Source organism: Shinella curvata (assembly GCF_022899935.1).
Lineage (GTDB): Bacteria > Pseudomonadota > Alphaproteobacteria > Rhizobiales > Rhizobiaceae > Shinella > Shinella curvata.
The window spans coordinates 308,202-332,206 of record NZ_JALJCJ010000004.1 but is presented as its reverse complement, the minus strand read 5'-3'; the positions used below and the strand labels follow the sequence as shown (position 1 = coordinate 332,206).

The 24,005-nt window shown below is 63.1% G+C and carries 19 protein-coding genes; 2 read left to right on the top strand and 17 right to left on the bottom strand.

The genetic code is table 11. The features are described from left to right. The first annotated feature begins 344 nt into the window (after positions 1 to 344). On the top strand, positions 345 to 1,151 hold the full coding sequence (locus MUU55_RS16515; protein ID WP_244761842.1) for an alpha/beta fold hydrolase: 807 nt from the start codon (positions 345 to 347) through the stop codon (positions 1,149 to 1,151). On the opposite strand, the gene MUU55_RS16510 is transcribed toward MUU55_RS16515, so the two are convergent. From MUU55_RS16510 to MUU55_RS16450, 13 genes are all read right to left on the bottom strand, one after another. Next, the gene (locus MUU55_RS16510) at positions 1,148 to 2,773 is read right to left on the bottom strand and encodes a GMC family oxidoreductase (RefSeq protein ID WP_244761841.1); all 1,626 of its coding nucleotides are present in this window, start codon (positions 2,771 to 2,773) and stop codon (positions 1,148 to 1,150) included. The genes MUU55_RS16515 and MUU55_RS16510 overlap by 4 nt on opposite strands. Next, positions 2,770 to 4,299, bottom strand: a complete 1,530-nt coding sequence (locus tag MUU55_RS16505; protein ID WP_244761840.1) for an FGGY-family carbohydrate kinase — start codon at positions 4,297 to 4,299, stop codon at positions 2,770 to 2,772. The genes MUU55_RS16510 and MUU55_RS16505 overlap by 4 nt, the downstream gene beginning before the upstream one ends. Positions 4,300 to 4,376: 77 nt before the next feature. Continuing rightward, complete coding sequence (locus tag MUU55_RS16500; RefSeq protein ID WP_244761839.1) at positions 4,377 to 5,219, bottom strand: class I fructose-bisphosphate aldolase; 843 nt, start codon at positions 5,217 to 5,219, stop codon at positions 4,377 to 4,379. Further along, on the bottom strand, positions 5,192 to 6,937 hold the full coding sequence (locus MUU55_RS16495; RefSeq protein WP_244761838.1) for a glycerol-3-phosphate dehydrogenase/oxidase: 1,746 nt from the start codon (positions 6,935 to 6,937) through the stop codon (positions 5,192 to 5,194). The genes MUU55_RS16500 and MUU55_RS16495 overlap by 28 nt, the downstream gene beginning before the upstream one ends. Positions 6,938 to 6,949: 12 nt before the next feature. Further along, the gene (locus MUU55_RS16490; RefSeq protein WP_244761837.1) at positions 6,950 to 7,945 is read right to left on the bottom strand and encodes an aldo/keto reductase; all 996 of its coding nucleotides are present in this window, start codon (positions 7,943 to 7,945) and stop codon (positions 6,950 to 6,952) included. Continuing rightward, positions 7,942 to 8,940, bottom strand: coding sequence for a sugar-binding transcriptional regulator (locus MUU55_RS16485; RefSeq protein WP_244761836.1), 999 nt, complete (start codon positions 8,938 to 8,940; stop codon positions 7,942 to 7,944). The genes MUU55_RS16490 and MUU55_RS16485 overlap by 4 nt, the downstream gene beginning before the upstream one ends. A gap of 1 nt (position 8,941) precedes the next feature. Next, complete coding sequence (locus tag MUU55_RS16480; protein ID WP_244761835.1) at positions 8,942 to 9,931, bottom strand: ABC transporter permease; 990 nt, start codon at positions 9,929 to 9,931, stop codon at positions 8,942 to 8,944. 22 nt (positions 9,932 to 9,953) lie between these two features. Further along, positions 9,954 to 11,480 carry a sugar ABC transporter ATP-binding protein gene (locus MUU55_RS16475; protein ID WP_244761834.1) on the bottom strand — a complete coding sequence of 509 codons (1,527 nt, stop codon included), beginning with the start codon at positions 11,478 to 11,480 and terminating at the stop codon, positions 9,954 to 9,956. 61 nt (positions 11,481 to 11,541) lie between these two features. Beyond that, on the bottom strand, positions 11,542 to 12,570 hold the full coding sequence (locus MUU55_RS16470) for a substrate-binding domain-containing protein (RefSeq protein ID WP_244761833.1): 1,029 nt from the start codon (positions 12,568 to 12,570) through the stop codon (positions 11,542 to 11,544). A 256-nt stretch (positions 12,571 to 12,826) separates the two neighbouring features. Continuing rightward, positions 12,827 to 13,807, bottom strand: a complete 981-nt coding sequence (gene dmeF / locus MUU55_RS16465) for a CDF family Co(II)/Ni(II) efflux transporter DmeF (RefSeq protein WP_425314187.1) — start codon at positions 13,805 to 13,807, stop codon at positions 12,827 to 12,829. A 25-nt stretch (positions 13,808 to 13,832) separates the two neighbouring features. Next, positions 13,833 to 14,105, bottom strand: coding sequence for a metal/formaldehyde-sensitive transcriptional repressor (locus MUU55_RS16460; RefSeq protein ID WP_244761832.1), 273 nt, complete (start codon positions 14,103 to 14,105; stop codon positions 13,833 to 13,835). A 146-nt stretch (positions 14,106 to 14,251) separates the two neighbouring features. Beyond that, positions 14,252 to 16,693, bottom strand: a complete 2,442-nt coding sequence (locus tag MUU55_RS16455) for a GcvT family protein (RefSeq protein WP_244761831.1) — start codon at positions 16,691 to 16,693, stop codon at positions 14,252 to 14,254. Continuing rightward, the gene (locus tag MUU55_RS16450; RefSeq protein ID WP_244761830.1) at positions 16,690 to 17,601 is read right to left on the bottom strand and encodes a phosphotransferase family protein; all 912 of its coding nucleotides are present in this window, start codon (positions 17,599 to 17,601) and stop codon (positions 16,690 to 16,692) included. The genes MUU55_RS16455 and MUU55_RS16450 overlap by 4 nt, the downstream gene beginning before the upstream one ends. A 225-nt stretch (positions 17,602 to 17,826) precedes the next feature. Between MUU55_RS16450 and MUU55_RS16445 the strand changes: the two genes are divergently transcribed. Continuing rightward, complete coding sequence (locus MUU55_RS16445; RefSeq protein WP_244761829.1) at positions 17,827 to 18,588, top strand: DeoR/GlpR family DNA-binding transcription regulator; 762 nt, start codon at positions 17,827 to 17,829, stop codon at positions 18,586 to 18,588. Between the two features lie 72 nt (positions 18,589 to 18,660). On the opposite strand, the gene MUU55_RS16440 is transcribed toward MUU55_RS16445, so the two are convergent. From MUU55_RS16440 to MUU55_RS16425, 4 genes are all read right to left on the bottom strand, one after another. Continuing rightward, positions 18,661 to 20,820: a TonB-dependent siderophore receptor gene (locus MUU55_RS16440; RefSeq protein WP_244761828.1), complete on the bottom strand. Its 2,160-nt coding sequence runs from the start codon at positions 20,818 to 20,820 to the stop codon at positions 18,661 to 18,663. Positions 20,821 to 21,000: 180 nt separating this feature from the next. Continuing rightward, positions 21,001 to 21,885 carry a helix-turn-helix domain-containing protein gene (locus MUU55_RS16435; RefSeq protein ID WP_244762164.1) on the bottom strand — a complete coding sequence of 295 codons (885 nt, stop codon included), beginning with the start codon at positions 21,883 to 21,885 and terminating at the stop codon, positions 21,001 to 21,003. A 127-nt stretch (positions 21,886 to 22,012) separates the two neighbouring features. Then, positions 22,013 to 23,518 (bottom strand): tripartite tricarboxylate transporter permease, encoded by a 1,506-nt coding sequence (locus MUU55_RS16430; RefSeq protein WP_244761827.1) that lies wholly within the window; start codon positions 23,516 to 23,518, stop codon positions 22,013 to 22,015. Between the two features lie 10 nt (positions 23,519 to 23,528). After that, positions 23,529 to 23,990, bottom strand: coding sequence for a tripartite tricarboxylate transporter TctB family protein (locus MUU55_RS16425; protein ID WP_244761826.1), 462 nt, complete (start codon positions 23,988 to 23,990; stop codon positions 23,529 to 23,531). Positions 23,991 to 24,005: the final 15 nt, after the last annotated feature.

The window sequence follows — 24,005 nt, the reverse complement described above, 5'->3', positions numbered from 1 at the left end:
CGATCTGCGTCATTTCGAGCGCATCTTTTGGCACAACGCAAATGCAGGCAAAAAAAATGGGCCAGCGAAAACCGCGGCCCATTGAAGTGTGAAGGTTAAAAAACCTCCAGAGGGGAACAGCTGATGCGGCGGCACTGGGAGGAAAACCGCCGTGTGCATCGACTGCATGCACTATGCCCAATTCTTGACCAGATGGAAAACATTTATTGTGCAATGCAGCTATGCAAATGCCGCGCTGCTCCTCGCGCGATTTCACGACCGGCCCTGTCCGCTGTTTTTTTTCAGGATCCTGTCGGAAGGTGCCCGGACCGTGCGTCCTTTGCAAAAGACAGAAGGAGAGACCGATGCTGATAACCGATGACGATCTCATGCGTTTCGAGCGGGACGGTGCACCACCGCTGCCCACCGCCGTCATGGAAGGTTATGTGGAAAACGACGGCGCGCGGATCTGGCATGCCGCCTTTGGCAACGGCCCTGCCGTGATCCTGCTGCACGGCGGGCTCGGCCATGCCGGGAACTGGGGCAACCAGGTGCCCGCCCTTGTCGCGGCGGGCAAGACCGTCATCGCCATCGACGGTCGCGGCCATGGGCGCAGCACCCGCGACGCCGAACCGTTCAGCTATACCCGCATGGCCGGCGACGTCCGGGCGGTGATGGATCATCTGGATATCGAAAAGGCCGCTCTCGTCGGCTGGAGCGATGGGGCCTGCACCGCGCTGATCCTGGCCGACCGGCATCCGGAGCGTGTCAGCGGCGTCTTCTTCTTCGCCTGCAACATGGATCCGACCGGCACGCTCGACTTCCAGCCGACACCCGTGCTCGACCGCTGCTTCCACCGCCATCGGCTGGACTATCAGGCCCTGTCCGCGACGCCCGACGCCTTCGACAGCTTTGTCGCGGACGTTTCCCGCATGATGCAGACCGAGCCCAACTATACCGAAGGCGATCTGGCCGGCATCACGATTCCCGTCGCTATCGTGCTCGGCGAGCACGACGAGTTCATCCGGCCGGAGCACGCCGCCTATCTCGCAAACACGATTCCGGGCGCCACGCTCACCAGCCTGCCAGGCGTCAGCCATTTCGCACCACTGCAACGGCCGGCGCTCTTCAACCACGCCGTCCTGCATTTCCTCGACCGGGTCGTGCGCTAAGCCCGCGCCAGCATCGTCTCGGCCGCCTTCTCCGCAATCATGATCACCGGCGAGTTGGTGTTGCCGGACACGATGGTCGGCATGATCGAGGCGTCGACGACGCGCAGCCGGTCGAGCCCGTGCACGCGCAGCTTCGCATCGACCACCGCCATGGGATCGCTGCCCATCTTGCAGGTGCCGACCGGGTGGAAGATCGTCGTGGCGATATCGCCGGCGCGGCGGATCAACTCGTCCTCGCTCTGGTACTCGCGACCGGGCAGCATTTCCTCAGGGCGGAATTTTGCGATCGCGCTCGCCTGCATGAGGCTGCGGGCATGGCGGATGGATTTGGCGGCCAGCAGCCGGTCGCCCGGCGTCGAGAGATAGTTGGGCCGGATTTCCGGCGGCAGCACCACATCACGCGCCGTCACATGGACCGTCCCGCGGCTTTCGGGCCTGAGATTGCAGACCGACACCGTGACGGCCGGGTAGCGATGCAGCGGCTCGCCGAGCCGGTCGGTGCTGAGCGGCTGAACGTGATATTCGAGATCTGCCGTGGCGACCGCCGGATCGCTCTTGGCGAAGATGCCGAGCTGGCTCGGCGCCATGGAGAGCGGGCCGGAACGACGGAAGGCATATTGCAGCCCCATGCCGGCGCGGCTGAAGAGGTTGTGATAGAGCTGGTTCAGCGTGCGCGCGCCCTCGATCTTGAACACCGTGCGGATCTGCAGATGATCCTGAAGATTTTCGCCCACGCCCTTCAGATCGTGCTGCACGGCAATGCCGAGACCGGACAGCAGGTCCGGCCGTCCGACACCCGACAGTTCCAGGATTTTCGGCGAATTGATCGCCCCGGCCGACAGCGCGACCTCCCGCGTCGCTCGGGCGACACAAAGCCGGCCTTTGAAACGGAAGCGCACGCCCGTCACCGTCCTGCCGTCGAATTCCAGCCGCTCGGTCTCGGCGCCGGTCAGGACGCGCAGGTTCTTGCGCTTCATCGCCGGGCGAAGAAACGCCTTCGTCGTGTTCCACCGCACGCCGCCGCGCTGGTTGACCTCGAAATAGCCGGAGCCCTCATTGTCACCCTCATTGAAATCATCGGTCTTGCGGATGCCGAGCTCTTCCGCCGCATCGCGGAAGGCATCGAGGATCGGCCAGGAGAGGCGCTGGCGCTCGACGCGCCATTCGCCGCCGGCACCGTGCATCTCCGACCGGCCGCGATAATTGTCCTCTGACTTGACGAAATAGGGCAGCACATCATCCCAGCCCCAGCCGGCATTGCCCGCCTGTCGCCATCCATCATAGTCGGCCGCTTGGCCGCGCATATAGATCATGCCGTTGATCGACGAGCAGCCGCCCAGCACCTTGCCACGCGGATAGTTAAGCGCGCGGCCGTTGAGGCCGCTCTCCGATGCCGTCTTCATCATCCAGTCGGTGCGCGGATTGCCCATGCAGTAGAGATAGCCGATCGGCACATGGACCCAGTGATAGCGGTCCGAACCACCGGCCTCGAGCAGCAGGACACGATTGTTCGGATCGGCCGAAAGGCGGTTGGCCAGCACGCAGCCCGCCGAGCCTGCACCCACGACGATGAAATCGTAAGTGCCCTCATCGACAGGCGTTTCATGGACAGGATGGTTCACGCCGCAACTCCCGTTGCCATCTTTTCCGAAGCCGCCAGCCGCCGCCAGAGCGGCGTCATCGCTTCGGCAATGTCCGTGTAGAGCGCGTAGCGCCGCGCATAGTGGGCGGCAAGGCCGGCATTCGGCTTATAGTGCCGTTCCGTCCGCACCATCGCCTCGGCGCCTTCAGTGAAATCGGCGAAGAGGCCGACGCCCGTGCCGGCTGCAATCGCCGCGCCGAGAGCACCCGTCTCGCGCGATGCGGCCACCGAGACCGGCACGCCGAGCACATCGGCAAAGATCTGCGGCCAGAGCGTGCTGCGCGAACCGCCGCCCGACAGAACCGCCGCCTCGAAGGTCGCGCCCGCCTTGCGGATTGTCTCGATATGCTGGCGGTGGCCGAAGGCGACGCCCTCCAGCAGGGCGCGGATCAGATGGCCCTTGGTGTGCCAGCCGGCCATGCCGTAAAAACCCGCCCGTGCATGGCCATCCTGCTGGGCGCCGTAGAGATAGGGATGGTAGAGCGGATCGTCCGCCGCAGGCTCCACGGCCGCCGCAAGCGCGCAGCAGGCATCGAATGGCGAGACCTCGGCATGGTGATCGCCCTCGAAGAATTCCCGCACAAGCCATTCGAGATTGGCCGCCGAGGTGGCACTGTTTTCCATCGCCATATAGCGGCTGCGATCGAAGGTGGAGGACATGAAGACCGGGCCATCAAGGTCCGGGCCGTCGATGATCACCTGATTGATGCTCCACGTGCCGGCAATGATCGAGGCGCTGCCCGTGCGCGAAACACCGGAGCCGAGTGCCGAGGCGACGACATCGAAGAGCCCGCCGATGACGGGCGTGCCGGCGGCAAGCCCGGTTTCGGCCGCCACGGCCTCCGTCACATGCCCGGCAATGTCAGCGCTTTCGATCAGCGGCGGCAGCAGGTCCATGCAATCGCCGAGACCGTAGGCCTCCATCAGCGTCCGGTCATAGCGACGGGCCGCCAGATCGAGCAGACCTGCCCCGGACATGTCCGAGACCTCGCTGACGCGCTTTCCCGTCAGGCGGTTCACGACGAAATCCTTGGAGTAGAACACCGTTCCGATGCGCTTGAAGACATCGGGCCTGAAGCGCTTCAGCCAGGCGAGTAGCGTCGGCGTCTGCGCCGGCCAGGGGCGCTGGCGGGCGATCGGATAGGTACGGTCGCCCACGCCCTCGGCCAGCCATTCCTCGACCAGACCGGTCGCACGCGTATCGATCGACTGGATGCCAATCAGCGGGGCGCCCTCCCGATCGAGCGCATAGAGCCCGTTGCCGTGGCCGGCGCAGCCGATGGCGGCGATGTCGCTGGCCGCGATGCCCGCCTTATCGAGGCAGGTGCGGATGACGCGCTTGGCATTGGCCCAGAGCTCGCCGAGATCGCGCTCGACATGGCCGGGCTGCAGCATACGGCTATGCCCCTCCTCCCCGGCATGCGCGAGTTCACGGCCCTCGAGATCGAAGATGACAGCCTTGATGACCGTGTTGCCCGCATCGAGCCCCAGAAGATATTTTTGCATGCAGAACCCCTCCCAGGTTCACTTCACTCACACGATTGCGGGACATCGCCATGTATGCCCCGCAATCGTCCGGCATCTCACCCCTGCTGGTAGAGCGCGTAGGCCTCCTCGCCGCTCGCGTCCTTATGGATGATCGCCATCAGCCCGCGCACCACGGCGCTCGGATTGGCGTGCTGGTAGATGTTGCGCCCATAGACCATGCCCATTGCGCCCTGTTGCATCAAGGCGGCAGATTTCGCAAAGACCGCGGAAAGGTCTTCCTTGCCGCCACCGCGCACCAGAACCGGGCAGCGCGCCGCCTCGACGACGCGGTGGAAATCCTCGGCATTGGTCGTGGGATCGGCCTTGACGATATCAGCACCCATTTCGCGGGCTAGCCGCGTCAGGGTGACGATCTTGTCGGCATCGCCATCGACCATGTAGCCGCCGCGCTCGGTGACGGGCTGCATGACGAGCGGCTCGATCATCAGCGGCATGCCGTATTTCTCGCAATCGGCCCGCACGCGCGCGATGTTCTGCACGCATTGGCGGAAGAGATCCGGCTCGTCCGGCAGCATGAAGAGGTTCACGACCACGCAGGCCGCATCCATCTGCATCGCACCGATCAGCGGTTCGGTCTCGTTCTGCAGCACCGCCCACATGGCGCGATGGCGGATGCGGTTATAGGGGTTGCCCATGTCGATGCGCATCACCAGCGCCGGCTTGTCCTTGCCGGGCAGGTCCTGCAACAGGTCGGCCTGGCCATAATTCATCTGGATCGCATCCGGCCCGGCATCGACCAGCGCCTTCACCACGGCCGGAACATTCTCCAACCCGTCGAGGAAGGATGGTTCGTTGCAGACGCCGTGGTCGATCGCCACGTCAAGGCAACGCCCGTTGCCGAACAGCCGGTTCATCCGGACTTTGCGGTTGTCTCGCATAGTTCACTCCTGTGTTCATTCCGTGTGGAAAGGGTTTGTTCGGTGACGCCATGGCGTTCACCCATGAGATTGAGAAAACGGCTGCGCTCTTCGGCGGCCCGCTGCGCGGACCAGCCCTTTTCGGCGGCGAGCAGATCCAGTACGGCCTCCGCCATGGCGAGCGAGAGATCACCCGAGATCGCCAGCGTCGTGCGGCGTAAAAGCAGATCGTCCAGATGCTCCACCGCCTCGGCGCGAATGAGGTACTGAAGCTCCCGCGCGCTGTAGAGAGCGTGCGGCAGCGCGTGGTCCGGCTTCGCCGCGATGAAGCGGGCGATGTCCTCGGCCTCCGTGCCGTAGCGTTCGAACAGAAACGCGAGACGTGCGACGGGAAGGCCTGTCGATGCGGCAAGGTCGCGGATCCAGCTCTCTCGGTCTTTTGGAAAGACGCGCCCGCCGCCGATCGCCCGCTCTGTCGTATCGACACGGCGTTTCACGCCCAGCTGATCCAGCGTCATATCGGCGGCAAGTTCGCCGAAGGAACGGAAGGTCGTCCACTTGCCACCAATCATGCAGAGCACCGGCGGCCCGCCGTTCTTGCCCTCCAGCACCGTGCAGAAATGATCACGCGGGATGCGGCCGGTAAAGCTGTCCTTGCTCGCCGGCAGCGGACGCACGCCGGCAAACTGGAAGACGATCTCCTCCGACCGGATTTTTACGCCCGGCAGCACGAAGGCGAGCGATTGCAGGATATAGTCGCGCTCGTCCGCCTCGCAGCGCACCGCGCCGGGATCGTCGACGCGGATATCCGTCGAGCCGACCAGCACCTTGCCGAGATAGGGGAACAGGATGCAGATGCGCCCATCCTCGTTCTCGTAGTAGATCATGTGGCCATCGAGCATGTCCCGCAGCACGGGATTGTCGATGATGAGGTGCGAGCCCTTGGTGCCGCCCATCAGCGGTGCGGGTCGTGCCTCATCCGCAAACAAAGTACCATTGGCAATGTCGATCCAGCCGCCGGTGGCATTGATGATCAGCCGCGGCTGGACAGGCAGCGCCTCGCCGGTGAGACCATCGCGCAGAACATAGCCGCTGCCGTTGGCCTCCACGGTCGCGTAGTTCAGCGCCCTGGCATTGGGGCCGGCCGACAGGCCGTCGCGCAACAGCTCGATGCCGATGCGCTCGGGATGGCTGACCCAGGCGTCGTAATAGGTGGCGGAATTGCGGATCGACGGATTGAGCGCCGGCCATTTCGACAGCGTCGCCCGGCGGTTGCGAAACTCGTGTTTCGGCATCAGCGCGCGCTTGCGCGTCAGGAAATCATAGATTCCGAGGCCCGCCTTGATGGCGATCGCGCCGCGGCGGCTCGGGCGGCGGGTGAGGCCGAGGAAGCGCACCACGCCATTGGCAAGACCGGAAAAGGTATCGAAGATCGGCACCGTGGTCGGCAACGGTGCGACATAATGGGGCGCGTTGCGCAGAAGCCGGTCACGCTCGACGAGCGATTCCTTCACGAGGCTGAACTCGCCGTTCTCCAGATACCGCAGGCCACCATGAACCATACGCGAGAGCGCCGCACTCGCGCCGGAGCAATAATCCGCCTGTTCGACGAGCAGCACATTGACCCCCTGCAGCGCCAGCTCGCGAAAGACGCTGAGCCCGTTGATGCCGCCGCCGAGGACGCACACGTCCACCTTCGGGCTCTGGCGGAGCCCGTGCAATGTCTCTGTCCGGTTCATGATGACAGTCCGTTATCCGTCCATATTGGCCAGTTTTGCCGCGATACCGGCATCGATGGCCGCAAGATCGTCCCTATCGAGCCGAAGCGTTCCGGCCCGTGCATTGTCGAGCGCTTGCGCCGGATTTCGGGCGCCGCAGAGCGCGAAGGTCACACCCGGCTGCGCCAGCGTCCAGGCGATCACCACCTGCGCGATGCTGGCGCCATGCCGGTCCGCGACCGGGCGGATCGCATTGGAGAAATCCTTCGCCCTCTGCCGGTTGGAAACGGAGAAGCGCGGATTGTCCTTGCGCTGGTCATCGCCGGCAAAGACCCGATCCGGGCCGATCATGCCGGAGAGCAGGCCGAGCGCCAGCGAAGAATAGCTGAGCGTCGCCACGTCGTTCTGATGGGTGAGCGGCAGCAGGTCCGCCTCGATCTCGCGATCGATCATGCTGAACCGCTCCTGGATCGCATCAAGCGATCCGGTAGCAATATACTGTTCCAGTTCCGACCGGTTGACGTTGCTGGCGCCGATCGCCCGGATCTTTCCGGCCTTCTTCAGCTCTTCCAGCGCCGCGACGGTCTCCTCTATGGGGGTCGTCGGGTCCTGCCAGTGGGTGATGTAGAGGTCGATATAGTCAGTGCCGAGCCGGCGCAGGCTTTCCTCGACCTCGTGGATGATCTCGTCACGGCCGAGATACCGGTGAACCGGCTTGCCGTCCTGATCGAAGAAATGCTTGCCCTTCTGCGTGTGCCAGACGAGGCCGCATTTCGTGGCGATGATGGCCTTGTCGCGGCGGCCGGCAATGGCCTTGCCGACGATTTCCTCCGAGCGGCCGAGACCATAGGCGGGGGCCGTGTCGATCAGCGTCACGCCGGCATCGAGCGAGGCCTGGATGGCGGCGATGGATTCGGCCTCGTCCGTGCCGCCCCACATCCAGCCGCCGATGGCCCAGGTGCCGAGGCCGACGGCGGAAGCTTCTACGCCGGAACGTCCGATCGGACGGGTCAATTGTTCACCGCTCATGCGGAAAGTCCTTCTTCGGATGCCAGTTCGAGAATGCGCGCGCCAGTCGCCTCGTCGGTAACGAGCGTATCGAGATGGTTGCCGCGCAGCACGCTGAGAATGGAGCCGGCCTTGTTGAGGCCGCTGGCCACGCCGATCTTCATCGGGATGGATTCGAATTCCTCGAGCGTCAGCGAAACGAGCGCGCGGTTGAGGGAATAGTCGCAGACCCGGCCTTCGCCATCGAGCAGATGGGCGAGCAATTCGGCACTCGCGCCGGAATGTTCGATGGCGTTGCGGTCCTCGCTGGAGGAGGGATGCAGGTCGTAATATGTCGAGTCTTGGCTGAGGATCGAGCCGATGCCGACCACCGCTACCTTGGCTTCGCGTGCCCGCTGGAAGACATCGGCGACGGAGCGCATGTTGATCAGCATGGCGCGCTGCGCGGCATCGTCAGCAAAGAGCGGCGCGTGGATCTGCCAGGAGCGACCGCCCAGCCGGTCGGCCATCAGCGTCGAGACGTGGTTGACGTCGGTATAGTGTTTGCCCTGCACGCAGCCCGTCGCCGGGATGACCTCGACATCGTAGCGGCGCGCGGCCTGCAGGCCGGCAACGACGGCGCTGACGCCCTTGCCGCCGGTGATGCAGATCGTGTCGCCATCCGCGATCTCTTCGAGTAGCAGGCGCGCCGCCGCCGCCCCCACCGCCAGAAGCGCGGTCTGCGGATTGTCGGAGACGGTTGGCACCACCACGGCGCGGCTAATGCCGCCGAGCGCCAGCAAACGCTCCTCCAGATCGACCAGCGGCTCCATCGGCGACTTGATCTTGATCTCGACGAGACCGAGCTGACGGCCGCGCTTGATGAGGCGGTTGACGGTGGCGTGCGACAGGCCGAGTTGGTCGGCGATCTGCGCCTGCGTCAGACCTTCCAGGAAGTGCAGGACGAGCGCCTGGTGCATCTGGCGGGCGATTACGATCTCTTCGCGCGGGGCGGGCTTCAGTTTGGCGATGGGCATGTCAGCTGGCCTTCCGCTTGTGCATGAAGTGATCGATGGAGACGGCGGCAAGCAGAATGCAGCCCTTGATCATGTCCTGCCAGTAGACGGACACGTTGAGCAGGATGAGCGAGGACGTGACGAGCGAGAGCAGCGCCATGCCGAGGATTGCACCGAGCACCGTGCCCGAGCCGCCGCTGAGCGAAGCTCCGCCGATGACGGCGGCGGCGATGATGTTCAGCTCCATGCCGGCGCCGAAGGTAGGCGTGGCGGCCCCGAATCGGGACATGTAGATCACACCGGCCACGCCTGCGAGCGTCGAGCACAGCACCGTTACCCAGAACTTCACTTGATTCGTCTTGATGCCGGAATAGAGCGCAGCCTTCTCGTTGCTACCGGTGTAGAAGACCTTGCGGAAGGCGGTCGCCCGGCGCAGCAGGAAATCGAACAGGATGACGACGGCGACGAAGATCAGGATGACATAGGGAATGCCGTAGAAAGTACCCTGCCCGACTGCCTTGAAGCCTGCCGGCAGCGTGAAGAGCGACAGCGGCGTGCCCTTGGTGATGATGAGGCAGAGGCCGCGCACGATCACCATAGCCGCCAGCGACGTGATGAAATGGTTGAGGCCGACGACCGTCACGAAGAAGCCCATGGCGCCGCCGATGGCGCTTGAGGCGAGAATGCCGATCAGCGAGGCCGTCCAGGGATCGAGCCCGGCGAGGAAGAGCGAACCCGACAACACCATCGCAAAGCAGACGACGGAGCCGACGGCAAGGTCGATACCGCCGACGATAAGCAGGATCGTCATGCCGACGACGACGATGCCTTCGACGGAAAAGCTCATCAGCATGGCGCGGAAATTGCCGAGCGTCAGGAAGTGCGGCGAGGCGAAACTCATGATGATGCCGAGCGCCAGGATGATCGCGATCAGCCCGGCCTCGCGCATCGAGCCGATGCGCTTGAAGGACGATGTTTTCGGCGCTCTCCCCGCCATCGTGTCGATTGCCATTTCCCGCTCTCCCAGTTTCTTCTCACGCGGCATGATCGGCCGCCCTTGCCGCGCCGAGCCCGGAGGCAAGACGGATCACGGCTTCTTCCGACATTTCGTCGGCTCCCAGTTCGCCTGCGATGCGTCCCTCCCGGACGACCAGCACACGATCGCAAAGGCCGAGCAGTTCCGGCATTTCCGAGGATATGACGACAATGCCGATGCCCGAGCGCGCGAGATCGCGCAGCAGGCGGTGAATTTCGGTCTTGGCGCCGACATCGATGCCGCGCGTCGGTTCATCCATCAGGATGACCTTCGGATTGACAGCCAGCTGCTTGGCGATCGCCACCTTCTGCTGATTGCCGCCGGAGAGTGATTTGACCGGCGCTTCGACGCTGCTCATGCGCACGGCGAGTCTTTTTGCAAAGTCCTCCGCCAGTGTCGCCTCGGCGCGGCCGTTCAGCAGGCCCGCAGCATTGGTCAGCGCCTTCAGGTCGAGCACGGAAATGTTCTGGGCGATGGACATGTCGAGAAACACGCCGGAGCCCTTGCGGTCTTCCGAGAGATAGACGACGCCCGCCTTCACCGCATCGGAATAGGATGATATCCTCTGCGCCTCGCCGTGCAGCCGCACCGCGCCCGATGTGCAGGGACGAAGGCCGCAGATGCCCTCGGCAATCTCCGTGCGGCCGGATCCGATCAGGCCGCCGATGCCAAGGATTTCGCCTTTTCGTAAGCTGAAGCTGACATTTTGGAAACGCGCGCCATCGCCGATACCATCCACGTCCAGAATGGTTTCGCCGGAGGCTTCATCGGCACCGAGCTTGTCGGGATAGAGCTGCGTGATCTCGCGGCCCACCATGCGGCGCACCACGTCATCGGGCGTGATATCGGCAATGCGGTCCGTGCAGACGTAGCGGCCATCGCGGAACACGGTCACGCGGTCGCAGAGCGAAAAGATTTCGGCCATGCGGTGGCTGATATAGATGATCGAGATGCCGTTCGCCTTGAGGTCGCGGATAATGGAAAAGAGCTGCTGTGCCTCGGTTTCGGTCAGCGCCGCGGTCGGCTCGTCGAGGATCAGCACGCGGCAGTCGAGCGTCAGCGCCTTGGCGATCTCGACAAGCTGCTGGCTGGAAATCGGCAGATCCGCGACCTTGCGGCGAACATCGATGGCGGCGAGACGATTCATCACGGCCTGCGCATCGCGCTCCAGCGCGCGGTAATTCATGAAGGGCGAGCGGCGGCGGTTGGTGGCCGCCATGAACATGTTTTCGGCGACCGTCGCATCCGGGCAGAGCGCAATTTCCTGATGCACCAGGCCGATGCCGAGCGACTGAGCGACGGCGGGAGACGCGATTCGCACCGGCTGGCCATCGACGCGGATTTCGCCCTCGGTTGGCTGTAGCACGCCGGCGATGATGTTCATCAGCGTCGACTTGCCGGCACCGTTCTCGCCGCAGAGCGCATGGACCTCACCGCGTTCGAGCGTGAAGCCGACATCCGTCAACGCCTTCACCGCCCCGAAATGCTTGGTCACGCCATGAATGGTGAGCACCGGCTCCGCCATCGTCTTCCTCCCACTCTCCAAGTCCATCCGCGCCATAAGGCGCGGATGGCGTTTTCGGAGCTTACTCCTCGATACCCTTGGTGCCGCGGCGCTTCAGGTACTTGTCCCAGTAGAAGTCGTCGGCATTTTCGGCCGTGACGATCGACAGGCCGTTGTCGACGACCGGGATGCTCATCGGGTTGAAGCCCGAGCGCTTGGCGTCGTTCATCGGGTCGATGAGTTCCGGGTGCTTGGCGAGCCACAGCAGCATGAAGCCCATATAGCCCTGCATGCCCTGGTTCGGGTTGATCGAACCGAAGACTTCGCCGGCCTTGATCATGTCGAGGATGTTGGCATTGACGTCCGCGCACATGACGAGGACCTTGCCGCCGGCTTCCTTGTTGGCCTGTGCGGCGCCGATCGCCGAGTTGGCTTCCGGCATGAAGACCGCACCGAGGTTCGGATTGGCCTGGATGAGGCTCGACAGACCCTGATAGGCCTTGGTCGGATCCTGGTTGGAGGCCGCGCGTCCGACCAGCTTCATGTCCGGCCATTTCTCTTCCATGCGGGCGATGAAGGCGGTGATGCGCTTGTCGTGGTTGTCCTGACCCGGATTTTCCAGAACCGCATATTCGCCCTTGCCGCCCATCTTCTCGGCGATCGCGTCGGCCGCATAGGAACCTTCGCGGTTGTTGTCCGAGGTGATGAAGGAAACGCGCTTGGAGAGCGGCGAGTCCGCGGCGAAGGTCACGACGGCCGTGCCCTGGTCGATGGCGCGGTTGATCGGCTCGATGAACGGATCGGAGTTCATCGGGTGCACGAGAATGCCGGCCGGGTTCTGCGCCAGCGCCTGGTCGAAGGTGGCGATCTGCTTGTTGACGTCATATTCCGGCGTGCCGGTATATTCGGTCTCGCAGCCCAGCTGCTGGCCGGCCTGCTTGAACATTTCATAGACCGGGAACCAGTATTCGACGCCCGATACCATGACGTTCATGACGTATTTTTCGCCCGGCTTGCAGCGGAACGGATTTTCCGTTTCAGCAGCGGCAGCGCCGGCAAAAAGCGTGGTCGCAAGGACCGCCATGGCGGTCGTCGTGAAAAAAGTGCGCAAGTGTCCTCCTCAGGGCGCAAAGCCCTTCCCAAAAAGCCCGTGAGCGTCGGTTTCGACGCCTCTGATCTCAGTGAAGACCGGGCTTCCTCCTCGAAGTCCGGTATGAGCACCTAAACGCAGGATGCATTGCGTGTCAATATAATTCACACAATGAAATATATTTCAGATTGTAGGGCTGAAATCAAGGTCGCCCACTGAAATATCTTTCACGGGCAACGATAGCAGACGACGCGCCCGGCGTCGCCTGCAAGTTCGTTCAGGCCGGCTGAACTTCGACGGTCACATGCGAAAGCGCACCGAGATGGGCAAGGCGCGCTTTGTAATCGGCAGGCGCCTTCGGTGCAGGCGAGGCGATGGAGACGATCGCCGCGTGATGGCCGGGGCCGACCTGCCAGACATGCAGGTCGGTGATGCGGTCCTCGCCGCACTCCAGCGCCGTGCGGATATCCTCCACCAGCCCCTCCCCCTGCGGCACCGCATCGATCAGCACGCCGCCGGTTTCGCGGATGAGGCTCCAGGACCAGCGCACGATGACCAGCGCGCCGACGACGCCCATGGCCGGATCGGCCCAGAGCCAGCCATAGCTGCGACCGAGCAGGAGGGCGGCGATGGCGAGCACGGAGGTCAGCGCATCCGCCAGCACATGCAGATAGGCGGCGCGCAAGTTGTTGTCGCGACCGCGATGCCCGTGGTCATGCTGTTCCCGGGCATTGTGGTGGTGGTCATGATGATCATGCGGATGCGCATGGGAATGGCTGTGCCCGTGGTGATGATGGCCGTGATCGTCGCGCAGCAGCCAGGCGCTCAGGAGGTTGACCAGAAGGCCGGCGACCGCCACCGCAATCGCCTGCTCGAAGCTGATGGCGACCGGATGGGCGAGCCGCACAAAACTCTCCCAGCCGATGAGAAGCGCGATCAGCGCCAGCACGATGGCGCTCGCGAAACCGGCGAGATCGCCGAGCTTTCCGGTTCCGAAGGTGAAGCGTGGGTCGCGGGCATGACGGCGGGAATAGGTATAGGCAAGGGCCGCGATCAGCATGGCACCGGCATGGGTTGACATGTGCCAGCCATCCGCCACCAGCGCCATCGAGCCGTAGATCGTGCCCGCGACGATTTCCGCTACCATCATGCTTGCCGTCAGCGCGATGACGAGCCACACGCGGCGCTCGTTGCGCTGGTGGTCGGCACCGAGGAAGACGTGCTCGTGCGCGAGGCCTGCCGTGGAGTTCATTGCCATGCGTTTCGTCCTTCCATCCCGCGCGCTATTTCAGATAGGTCCTGATGACATCGATCAGTTCCTCGCCGCCCTGGCGGCGATCCACCTCGGTTTCAGCTCCCATGACGTGGTGCCGCAGGTGATCTTCCATCACCTCGGCGGTAAGGCCGCCCAATGCGCCCCGCACAGAAGCCAGCTGGCGCAAAATCTCCGCACACCCCGCCTCACCCTCCAGCGCACGTTCAATGCCCTCCAGCTGCCCTCTGAGGCGCCGTACGCGGGCAATCAGCTTGTCTTTCTGGTGAATTGTGTGGCTCACGGCCGCCTCTCAATGAAATATAATATACCCCCCTATACTATATTTGACAGAATAAAGGAAGACGCCCAAGGCAAACCGGCTTCAAAGCAAAAATCCCCGACTTTCGCCGGGGATGATGAAGACGGTGCCCTGATAACAGATCGCGATTACGCCTTCACCCGCGCAGCAGCAGGGTCATAGAGCGGCTCCAGGTGAATTCTGGCCGGCGTACGCTCCATGGCGACGACAAGCTCATAGTCGCCATCGCCCAGAAACGCGTCGTCGACACCGTCGGTGCGGCGCACATAGCCGTAGCCGACATTCTTGCCGAGTGTGTAGCCAAAACCGCCGCTGGTGAGGTAGCCCACAGGCTCGCCGTTGCGCAGGATCGTCTCGCGGCCGACCAGCACGATATCGGGATTATCGACCGTGAAGCCGGCGAAGGCCTTCTTGCGCGGTTCGCCCTGCGCGGTTTCCAGCGCCCGGCGACCGAGGAAGTCGGTGTTCTTGCGCAGCTTCACCGCCCAGCCGAGACCGGCATCGAAGGGCGTGTCGTTCGGCGTGATATCCGAACCCCAGGCGCGATAGCCCTTTTCGAGGCGCAGCGATTCCAGCGCGCGATAGCCGACAGGGCGGATATCGAAGGGCGCTCCCGCCGCCATCAGCGCGTCGAAAACGGTTCCGATGGCGGCGATCGGCACGTGCAACTCCCAGCCGAGCTCGCCGACATAGGTGACGCGCAGCGCCCGGACGGTATGGCCGGCAATCGCGATTTCCCGCACATGGCCGAAGGGGAAGGCGGCGTTGGAGACATCCGCATCGGTGACGGCCGCGAGCACGTCACGCGCCTTCGGCCCCATCAGCGAGAGCGTGCCGAAATCCTCGGTCACATCGCGCAGGGTCACGTCGAGGCCCTCGGGGATATGGTCCTCGATCCAGCCCAGATCGTGCGTGCGGAAGCCGGTGCCCGTGACGATGTAGAATTTCTCTTCCGCAAGGCGCGCCACCGTCAGGTCCGCCTCGATGCCGCCGCGGCTGTTGAGAAGCTGGGTATAGGTGAGCCGCCCGGCCGGCTTGCCGACGTCGTTGGCGCAGATCCAGTCGAGCGCCTTCAGCGCGTCGGGCCCCGTCATCTCGTATTTGGCGAAGGAGGATTGGTCGAAGATGCCGACGGCCTCGCGCACATGGCGGTGCTCGTCGCCGACGGCGGCAAACCAGTTCTGTCGGCCCATGGAATAGATATCCTTCGGTTCCACGCCCTTGGGCGCGAACCAGTTCGGCCGCTCCCAGCCAAGCTTCGAGCCGAACACCGCGCCATGCGCCTTCAGGCGCTCATAGAGCGGCGAGACGACACGCGGGCGGCCGCTCTCATATTCCTCGTGCGGGAAGCCGATCGTGTAGTGCTTGCCATAGGCTTCCAGCGTGCGGTCGAGCACCCATTGGCGATCGCGATGCATGCCGGCGAAGCGGCGGATATCGACCACCCAGAGATCGAGCGGCGCTTCGCCATCGACGACCCATTGCGCCAGCACCCACCCTGCCCCTCCCCCGGAGGCGATGCCAAAGGCATTGAAGCCTGCGCCGACGAACATGTTTTTGCATTCCGGCGCAACGCCGAGAATGAAATTACCGTCGGGTGTAAAGCTCTCGGGACCGTTGATCATCTGCTTGACGCCGACCGTCTCCAGCGCCGGCACGCGGGCAATCGCCTGCTCCATATGCTGCTCGAAATGGTCGAAATCGTCGTCGAACAGGCGGAAGGCCCATTCGTCCGGCACGTCGCCGGTGGTCCAGGGCTGCGGGTTCGGCTCATAGCCCCCCATGACGAGGCCACCGACCTCCTCCTTGAAATAGGTGCGGCGATCCGGGTCACGGATGGTCGGCGCATCGGTCGAGAGGCCCGGCACCTTTTCCGTGATGATATACTGGTGCTTGACCGGTTGCAGCGGCACGTTGATGCCGGCCATCGCCCCCACCTGCCGCGCCCATTGGCCCGCGCAGTTGACGACCTTCTCGCAGGCGATATCGCCGAGCGTCGTGCGCACGCGCCGTATGCGCCCCTCCTCCATGTCGAAGCCCGTGACACGCACGTTCTCGACGATCTTGGCGCCATGCATGCGCGCGCCCTTGGCCAGCGACTGGGTGATGTCGGAGGGGCTTGCCTGCCCGTCGGTCGGCAGCCAGCTCGCACCGACGAGATCGCCGACCTCCATCAGCGGCCACATCGCCTTGACCTCCTGCGGCGTCAGCAGATGCATGTCCATGCCGAAGCTCTTGGCGGTCGTCGCGAGGCGGCGGAATTCGGTCCAGCGGTCCTGGTTGGTGGCAAGGCGGAGGCAGCCGCTCATCTTCCAACCGGTGGCAAGGCCGGTCTCGGCCTCCAGCCCTTTGTAGAGATCGACGGAGTATTTCAGCACGCGGGTGATCGAGGCCGAGGAGCGCAGCTGGCCGACAAGGCCGGCGGCATGCCAGGTGGAACCAGAAGTCAGCGTGCCCTGCTCGAGCAGGACGACACTCGCCTTGTGGTCGCGCGCCAGGTGATAGGCCGTCGAGCAGCCGATGATACCGCCGCCGATGACAACGATCTCGGCATGGGATGGCAGGGTCATGTCTTTGGTTTCCCGTATGAGCGTCTGTAGTGGTCGAGGGCCTTTTCCAGGCGGTCGAGATTATAAGCGGTGTAGCTGACGTAATCGGCGCCGGGCGCGGTGAGGTGCAGTTCAGACACCATGCTCCACATCGCCTCGCGCAGCAGCGAGGCACATTGCATGGCTGCATGCGAGCGATGGATCGCGGGGTCCGGTGCACCGCCGAAATAGGCGTCGAGGAAATCCTCCGCCTCGTCGGGCGAAAGCCCGGCATTGGAGGTGGCGCCGGCCAGGTCGAACATGGCGGTGGAGAAGCCGGCATATTCGAAATCGATCAGCCAGAGCTTCTGGCCATCATCGAGAATATTAGCCGGCAAAAGATCGTTGTGACCGAAGACAATCGGGAGCGGCGCCTGCGCCGCTTCCAGCTCATCGGCCAACGCGATGTACTCAGGCAGATGCGGCACCATGCGGCTGTTTCCGGCTTTCAGCGTGCGGGCATAGTCGCGCACCACATGGAAGGGCCAGAAGAGGAAGGCGGCGCCGCTGATTTCCTGCGGCATCCGCGTGTGGAAACGGCAGAGCAGATCGGCAACGCGCCGCCGCTCGACGACGACGTCACCCGCCCTATAGGTTTTCGCCCCGAGATAGGCCGACACCATGACGCCGGGCTCGGCATAGCGCACCTCCGGCCCGAAGCCGGCCGCATGCGCGGCCCGCGCCGTCATCAGCTCGCGGTCTCGAAAGACGTGATGGAAAGGGTAGTCTTTGCCGAAGCGCACGACATGGCGTCCGGCGCTATCGCCGACGACGTAACTTTCATTGCTGATCCCGCCTTTCAGCGGCGCGATCTCGATCCGGCCATGCCAGCAGGGCATCGCACGAATGCGATCCTCAACGGCGCGGCTGAGTTCGACGTGTCCGTCCATCAACTCCCTCCCCAAGCGGCATTGCGGATGCGCCGCATGCCTTGCCGGAGCGCCGTTCCCTGTGGTCTTGTTGGTCGCCCTGCGTCGTCAATCTCGTGCAGGATGAAAGCAGGTGTCAATCCTCAAATGTGGCTTTTTCTGTTTTTGTGACCGGTTTTGCGGCTTTCTTGCCAGATGGCGTCGATAAGATTATGAAGAAGGCAACGTCTCCGCGGACCAACCGACATGAATCATTCCAAGCGCCATAACGACATCCTTCGGCTCCTCCAGCAGGACGGCACGGTGACGATCGCCGATCTCGCCAAGAAGCTCGACGTTTCCCTGGAAACCGTGCGGCGGGACATCCGGCCGCTGACGACGAACGGCGCGGTGGTGAAGATGCACGGCGCCGTGGCACTGCCGTCGATTCTTGGCGAAGCGCCGTTCGAAAAGCGTATGCGGGAAAACAGCGATGCGAAGAAGGCGATCGCCATCGCGGTCGCCGCGACGATCCGTGACGGTGATTCGATCATGTTGGATACGGGCACGACGACGAGTTATCTCGCCCGTGAACTGCTTGGCCACCGGCGGCTGACGGTTGTGACCAATTCCTCCGACATCGCCCGCACGCTCTCGACCGTCAACGACAACAGGGTCTACATGGCCGGCGGCGAACTTCGCAGCGACAACGGCGCCGCCTTCGGCATTTCCGCAATCGAATTCATCAGTCACTTCACCGTCGGCCATGCGGTGATCTCGACCGGCGCGATCGACGCCACCATCGGCGTGATGGACTACGATCTGGAAGAAGCGGAATTCGCCCGAGCCGTGGTAGCGCAGGGCCGCCGCGCCGTCGTCGTCACCGACCACACCAAATTCGGCCGGCAGGGGCTGGTGCGCGTCTGCGACTTTGCAGCCCTCACCGACCTCTTCACAGACAAGGCCCCGCCCCGCGACGTCGCGACCGCCCTCAAGACCGCCGGCGTCAGCATCACCCTCACCACCTAAGTTGCCTGCAGTAAACTGAAAAACCCGGCGAATCGCTTCGCCGGGTTTTCGATTCGGGAATGCCGGAACGGCTTACCAGGAGGTGCTGGCCTTCAGCATGAAGGTACGGCCCGCGCCGTAGCCGCAGGACGTGACACTCTGGCAGCTCGCGACATATTCCTTGTTGAACAGGTTGGACACGTTGAGAGCAACGCTCCAGTTATCCTTTTTGTAGCGGATCGCCGCATCGACCACAGTGGCATCAGGCACCACGAACTTGTTGGCGGTGTCAGCGAAGGTTTCGCCGAGATACCGCACACCGACGCCTCCGCTCAGGCCCTCGAGAGAGCCGGCTTCCACGGCGTAGTCCAGCCACAGCGAAGCCGTCAGGTCCGGGATCTGGACCGGCGTCGTTCCCGCTGCAGCCGTCGGACCGCCCTCCGTCACCTCGGCGTCGAGATAGGTCAGACCGCCGATGATCTTAAAGCCGTTGTCGAGGTTGGCCTGTGCTCCGAATTCGATGCCCTTGATGTTCACCTCACCCAGCGCCGCCTTCAGCCACGGATTGGCAAGATCGGGTGCGGCAACAGCGACATTCTGCTTGGTCAGGTCGAAGACGGCGGCAGTGAAGAGACCATCGAACCATGTCGGCGCATATTTGACGCCAGCCTCCCACTGCTGGCCGGTCTCGGAATCCATCAGCGCGCGCTGGCTGGGAACGGTCGCGCCGTTGTCGCTGGGCGATGGGTTGAAGGACGTCGAATAGCTGAGATAGGGCGTCAGTCCATTGGCGAACTCATAGGCTATGCCTGCCCTGCCTGAGAATTCCCCGTCGCTACGCTTGATGTTAGCCGTGTCGAGTTTGCGCGAGACGAAATCGTAGCGGCCGTTCAGCGTTGCCAGCCAGCCGCCAAGGCGGATCTGATCCTGCGCATAGAGGCCGAACTGGCTGAGCGTTGTCTTGCTTTCCGGCCCCAAAGCCGGCGGCCCGAAGGCGCCGCCATAGACCGGATTGAGGATATCGATAGACGGCGTCGTACCGGGCCATGCAGCGTCTGCCGATGCATCGAAGAAGGTCGATGCGCCATGACGATACCAGCGGTAATCCGCGCCCAACAGCAGGGTATGTTCGAGAGCACCGGTTTCAAACGTGCCTTCGAGCTGGTTGTCGACGGTGAAGGTATTGACGTTGGTGTCGTGTGCCCAGCGATACCGTTGCAGGGTCGTGCCCGTGAGGACGCCGTTGCTGTAGAGACCATCCTCCTGCAGCGACACCGTGCCGTAGCGAAGGTTCTGGCGAACGGTCCAGTCATTGTCGAACGTGTGCGAGAATTCGTAGCCGATCATCGCCTGCGTGCGGTCGTACTGCTCCACGTCCTTGTCGCCGTAGAAGAAATCACGCGGGACTTTGTAGCCGGCAGCATTGGGAACGACCGCTCCCTCATAGGGCAGGAAACCGGTGCTGGTATGGACGAGATCCGTGCGCGACAGAGAGCCGAGAACCGTAAAGCTGGTCGCATCATCCGGCTGCCACTTGAAGCTTGGGGCGATTGCACCGCGCAGGTCCTTGGAATGGTCCGTCTCCCAACCACCGCCCGAGACCTTTCCGTTCAGGCGATAGGAAAATCCGTCCTGCAGTTCGTCGCCGATATCGGCGGCAAGGTAGCCGTTGCCGAAGCTGTTGACGCCCGTCTCGATATAGCGATGACGTTCACCGGGGCGCTTGCTGACATAGTTGAGGAAGCCGCCCGGATTGCCGCCGCCATAGAGCGCCGACGACGGACCCTTTACCACCTCAATGCGCTCGAGGAAGAACGGATCCATCAGGAAGGTGCCGAAGCCCGTCTGGTAAAAGGACAGGCCGTCGAGGAAGACGCCGCTCTGGTCGGCCTGGAAACCACGGATGAAGACCCAGTCGGTGTCGGAATCGGTTCCGTATGTCGATGGATTGACGCCCGGCGCGTAGCGCAGCGCCTCATCGATCTTCTGCGGGCTCTGCATTTCCATCTGCTCGCGGCCCACGACCGTGACCGATTGCGGAATCTCGGTGAGTGCGGTGGCGCTCTTGCTGCCGGAACGCGTGGATTTCGCCACGACGCCCTTTACCGGCTCCACGCCCGTCTTGGCCGTCTCGCCGCCCTGCTCGACCCGAATTTCTTCCAGCCGCGTTGCATCGCCACTATCTTGCGCGAACGCGCCCATTGGCGCCAGGAGCGCGATTGCCGCCGTACCGCAGGCAAGCGCCAGTCTCATCCGCTGCTCTTTCCCGATCTTCTGCATTCTATGACACCCCACTCACGCCGCCCCTCTCCGGGCAGGCTACGATAAGATGAGTGATTAACTCAATTTTAACAAAGGGGATTGTCACATTCCGCGAAAATAGAACATTCTTGGGCAATTTTCCGCAATGCGAATATTCGCCCACAGCCTTCATCAGGCCAGATTCGCTTTCTGCCAATGGGCCGGCGTCGTGCCGAAGTTTTTGCGGAAGACACGGGTGAAATGCGCCTGATCGGCAAAACCGGTTTCGGCCGCAATCTCCGTCAGGGATTGTTCGCCCTTGAGAATCAGTTGCTTGGCATGTCGAAGCCGCGCGTTCACCTGCCATTGATGTGGGGCAACGCCCGTCGATGCCTTGAAGGCATGGCTGAAATGGGATTGCGACAGGCCCATGAGACCCGCAACCTCTTCCAGCCTGATGCTGCGCAAGCAGTTTTCTTCAATGAAGTCCGTCGCGCGGCGCAGTTGCCAGGCGGCAAGTTTGCTGCGCTTACGACCCGGCGCCTTGGCGAGTTTCATCACATCGATGATCAGCGCCAGCGAGAGCCCGTCGCCGTAAAGATCATGCAGTGGCTGCGGATTGGTGCATTCGGCCGCGATCAACTGCGCGAGCGACAGGAGCCTGGTATCGGCAAAGAAGAGTTGCGGCGTCCCGAGACGCTCCGGATCAAGATCTTCGGCAAGCCGCCGGCTGATGGTTTCCACGTCGAAATGCAGGTCGAGGTGACGCAGGAACCGATGGTCGGGGAGGTCGGCCCAAAGCTCGAAGTCCGCCGGGATGAACGAAATCGGCCGGCTTGCCCAATCACCGACGGTCTCCTCGCCGCCCGGCGCCACGCGGGTGCGGGACGCGCCCGGCCCCCGCTTGTCGAGGAGAATGAAGAGCCGTGGATCGCGTCCGACATAGTAGCCGCCGGCGCGGGGCGCGCATTCCACGTCCCACACATCCGCCACGATACCATTCCAGTGCCGCCGGTTGAGCCCGCCGACCACCGAAAATCCTTCGATCTTGTTTTGCATGCGCGGCTGGAACGTCATAGCGCCGACCAAGAATTCCTTCATAAAGTTGTCAAGTTTTATCCCGAACGCTACTGCATTGCAATATCGGCACAAACGGAAGGGGCGGCCCGCTGGACCGCCCCTTCCGGCACTCACTGGAAACGCCTCAGTCCTCCTCCTGGAACACCTCCTCGCGTTTCTTTTTGACCGAGGGCAAAAAGACGACGACGAGAACGGCGAGCGCGATGGCCAGCAGGATCGCACTGATCGGACGCGTGACAAACGTCGTCGGGTCCCCGCGCGACAGGATCATCGCACGTCGCAGGTTCTCCTCCAAAAGCGGGCCGAGCACGAAACCAAGCAAGAGAGGCGCAGGCTCACAGCGCAGTTTCACCAGCAGGTATCCGCCAAGACCGAACAGCGCGACCGCATAGAGGTCATAGACATTGGAGTTCACGCTGTAGACGCCGATCGAGCAGAACGCCATGATGATCGGGAAGAGCACATAGTAGGGCACCGTCAGAAGCTTCACCCACAGTCCGATCAGCGGCAGGTTCAATACCACCAGCATCAGATTGCCGATCCACATGGACGCGATGATGCCCCAGAACAAGGTCGGCTGTTCGGTGGCGACATTCGGGCCGGGCACGATGCCTTGGATAATCATGGCGCCGACCATGAGCGCCATAACGGGATTTGCCGGAATACCAAGCGTCAACAATGGGATAAACGACGTTTGAGCACCGGCGTTGTTGGCCGATTCCGGGCCTGCGACGCCGGCGATTGCACCATGCCCGAACTCCTCCGGATGATCCGAGACGCGCTTCTCCACCGTGTAGGACGCGAAGGCGGCAAGGATGGCGCCTCCCCCTGGCAGGATACCGAGTGCCGAACCGATGGCCGTGCCGCGCAGCACGGGTGCAGCCATGCGCTTGAAATCCTCTTTGGTGGGCCAAAGCCCCGACACCTTGGCCATCAGAACGGTGCGGTTCTTCTCGCCTTCCAGGTTTCGCAGGATTTCAGCAATGCCGAAAACGCCGACGGCGACCGCGACGAAGTTGAGACCGTCGGCATATTCGCGAATGCCCAGGGTAAACCGCGGCGTACCCGTATAGATATCCGTACCCACGAGACCCAGCAGCAGACCCAGCGCGACCATGGCGAGCGCCTTGACGATGGACCCATGGGCAAGCGCGATGGAGGAGACGAGGCCAACGACCATCAGCGAAAAATACTCCGCCGCACCGAATTTCAGCGCGATGGCCGTCAGCGGCAGGGCGAAGATTGCAACGAGGAACGTGGAAACCGTGCCGGCAAAAAAAGAGCCGAGCGCTGCGATCGACAGCGCCGCCCCCGCCCTGCCTTTGCGCGCCATTTGGTAGCCGTCGATGGCGGTCACGGCGGAGGACGACTCGCCCGGCATATTGATCAGGATCGCCGTGGTGGAGCCACCGTATTGCGCGCCGTAATAGATGCCTGCAAGCATGATCAGCGACGACACCGGCTCAAGCTGGAAGGTGATCGGCAGAAGCATGGCGATCGTCGCGGTGGCACCGATGCCGGGTAGAACACCGATAAGCGTACCGAGAAGAACGCCGATGAGGCAGAACGCGAGATTGGCGGGAGAGGCGGCCGTGGAAAAACCAAGCGCCAGATTGCTGATGAGATCCATGCCGGGCCTCCTAGAGCCGTGTCCAGGGGCCGAACCGCACGAAGGGTAGGCCGAGGGCGTAGCTGAACACCACGACAGAAAAGAGCGTGATGGCAGCGGCGAGGACCACCGCCATGCCGGGCTTCATACGGCTGGAGGCGAAGGCGGCGATGAGTGCCGCGAAAAACAATGACGGCACGAAGCCAAGACCGCGGACGGTCAACCCGAAAAAGACCGGAGCGGGCAGGATGAACAGCATGCCACGAACGGCGATTGGGCCGATCGGCTCGCCTTGAACCCGCGTAGACTGCCCAAGGACCACAACACCGAGAAAGGTCAGAATCGTTGCCAGAGCCAGTGGAAAATACCCCGGCCCCATGCGTAAAGCGGTGCCCAGCTCCAAGCTAAGGCATTGATAAATAAAGAAGCCACCAAGAGCGATAAAGGTTAGGCCGCATATCGCATTGGTGCTGTCGAACTGCAGGTTTTTCATGGAATCCCCTCCTCC

What these genes read in the sequence shown, in the direction of transcription:
- MUU55_RS16515 (WP_244761842.1), top strand. Translation starts at nt 345, where the DNA reads ATGCTGATAACCGATGACGATCTCATGCGTTTCGAGCGGGACGGTGCA.
- MUU55_RS16505 (WP_244761840.1), bottom strand. Translation starts at nt 4,299, where the DNA reads ATGCAAAAATATCTTCTGGGGCTCGATGCGGGCAACACGGTCATCAAG.
- MUU55_RS16500 (WP_244761839.1), bottom strand. Translation starts at nt 5,219, where the DNA reads ATGCGAGACAACCGCAAAGTCCGGATGAACCGGCTGTTCGGCAACGGG.
- MUU55_RS16495 (WP_244761838.1), bottom strand. Translation starts at nt 6,937, where the DNA reads ATGAACCGGACAGAGACATTGCACGGGCTCCGCCAGAGCCCGAAGGTG.
- MUU55_RS16490 (WP_244761837.1), bottom strand. Translation starts at nt 7,945, where the DNA reads ATGAGCGGTGAACAATTGACCCGTCCGATCGGACGTTCCGGCGTAGAA.
- MUU55_RS16485 (WP_244761836.1), bottom strand. Translation starts at nt 8,940, where the DNA reads ATGCCCATCGCCAAACTGAAGCCCGCCCCGCGCGAAGAGATCGTAATC.
- MUU55_RS16480 (WP_244761835.1), bottom strand. Translation starts at nt 9,931, where the DNA reads ATGGCAATCGACACGATGGCGGGGAGAGCGCCGAAAACATCGTCCTTC.
- MUU55_RS16475 (WP_244761834.1), bottom strand. Translation starts at nt 11,480, where the DNA reads ATGGCGGAGCCGGTGCTCACCATTCATGGCGTGACCAAGCATTTCGGG.
- dmeF (WP_425314187.1), bottom strand. Translation starts at nt 13,807, where the DNA reads ATGGCAATGAACTCCACGGCAGGCCTCGCGCACGAGCACGTCTTCCTC.
- MUU55_RS16455 (WP_244761831.1), bottom strand. Translation starts at nt 16,693, where the DNA reads ATGACCCTGCCATCCCATGCCGAGATCGTTGTCATCGGCGGCGGTATC.
- MUU55_RS16450 (WP_244761830.1), bottom strand. Translation starts at nt 17,601, where the DNA reads ATGGACGGACACGTCGAACTCAGCCGCGCCGTTGAGGATCGCATTCGT.
- MUU55_RS16445 (WP_244761829.1), top strand. Translation starts at nt 17,827, where the DNA reads ATGAATCATTCCAAGCGCCATAACGACATCCTTCGGCTCCTCCAGCAG.
- MUU55_RS16440 (WP_244761828.1), bottom strand. Translation starts at nt 20,820, where the DNA reads ATGAGACTGGCGCTTGCCTGCGGTACGGCGGCAATCGCGCTCCTGGCG.
- MUU55_RS16435 (WP_244762164.1), bottom strand. Translation starts at nt 21,885, where the DNA reads ATGACGTTCCAGCCGCGCATGCAAAACAAGATCGAAGGATTTTCGGTG.
- MUU55_RS16430 (WP_244761827.1), bottom strand. Translation starts at nt 23,518, where the DNA reads ATGGATCTCATCAGCAATCTGGCGCTTGGTTTTTCCACGGCCGCCTCT.
- MUU55_RS16425 (WP_244761826.1), bottom strand. Translation starts at nt 23,990, where the DNA reads ATGAAAAACCTGCAGTTCGACAGCACCAATGCGATATGCGGCCTAACC.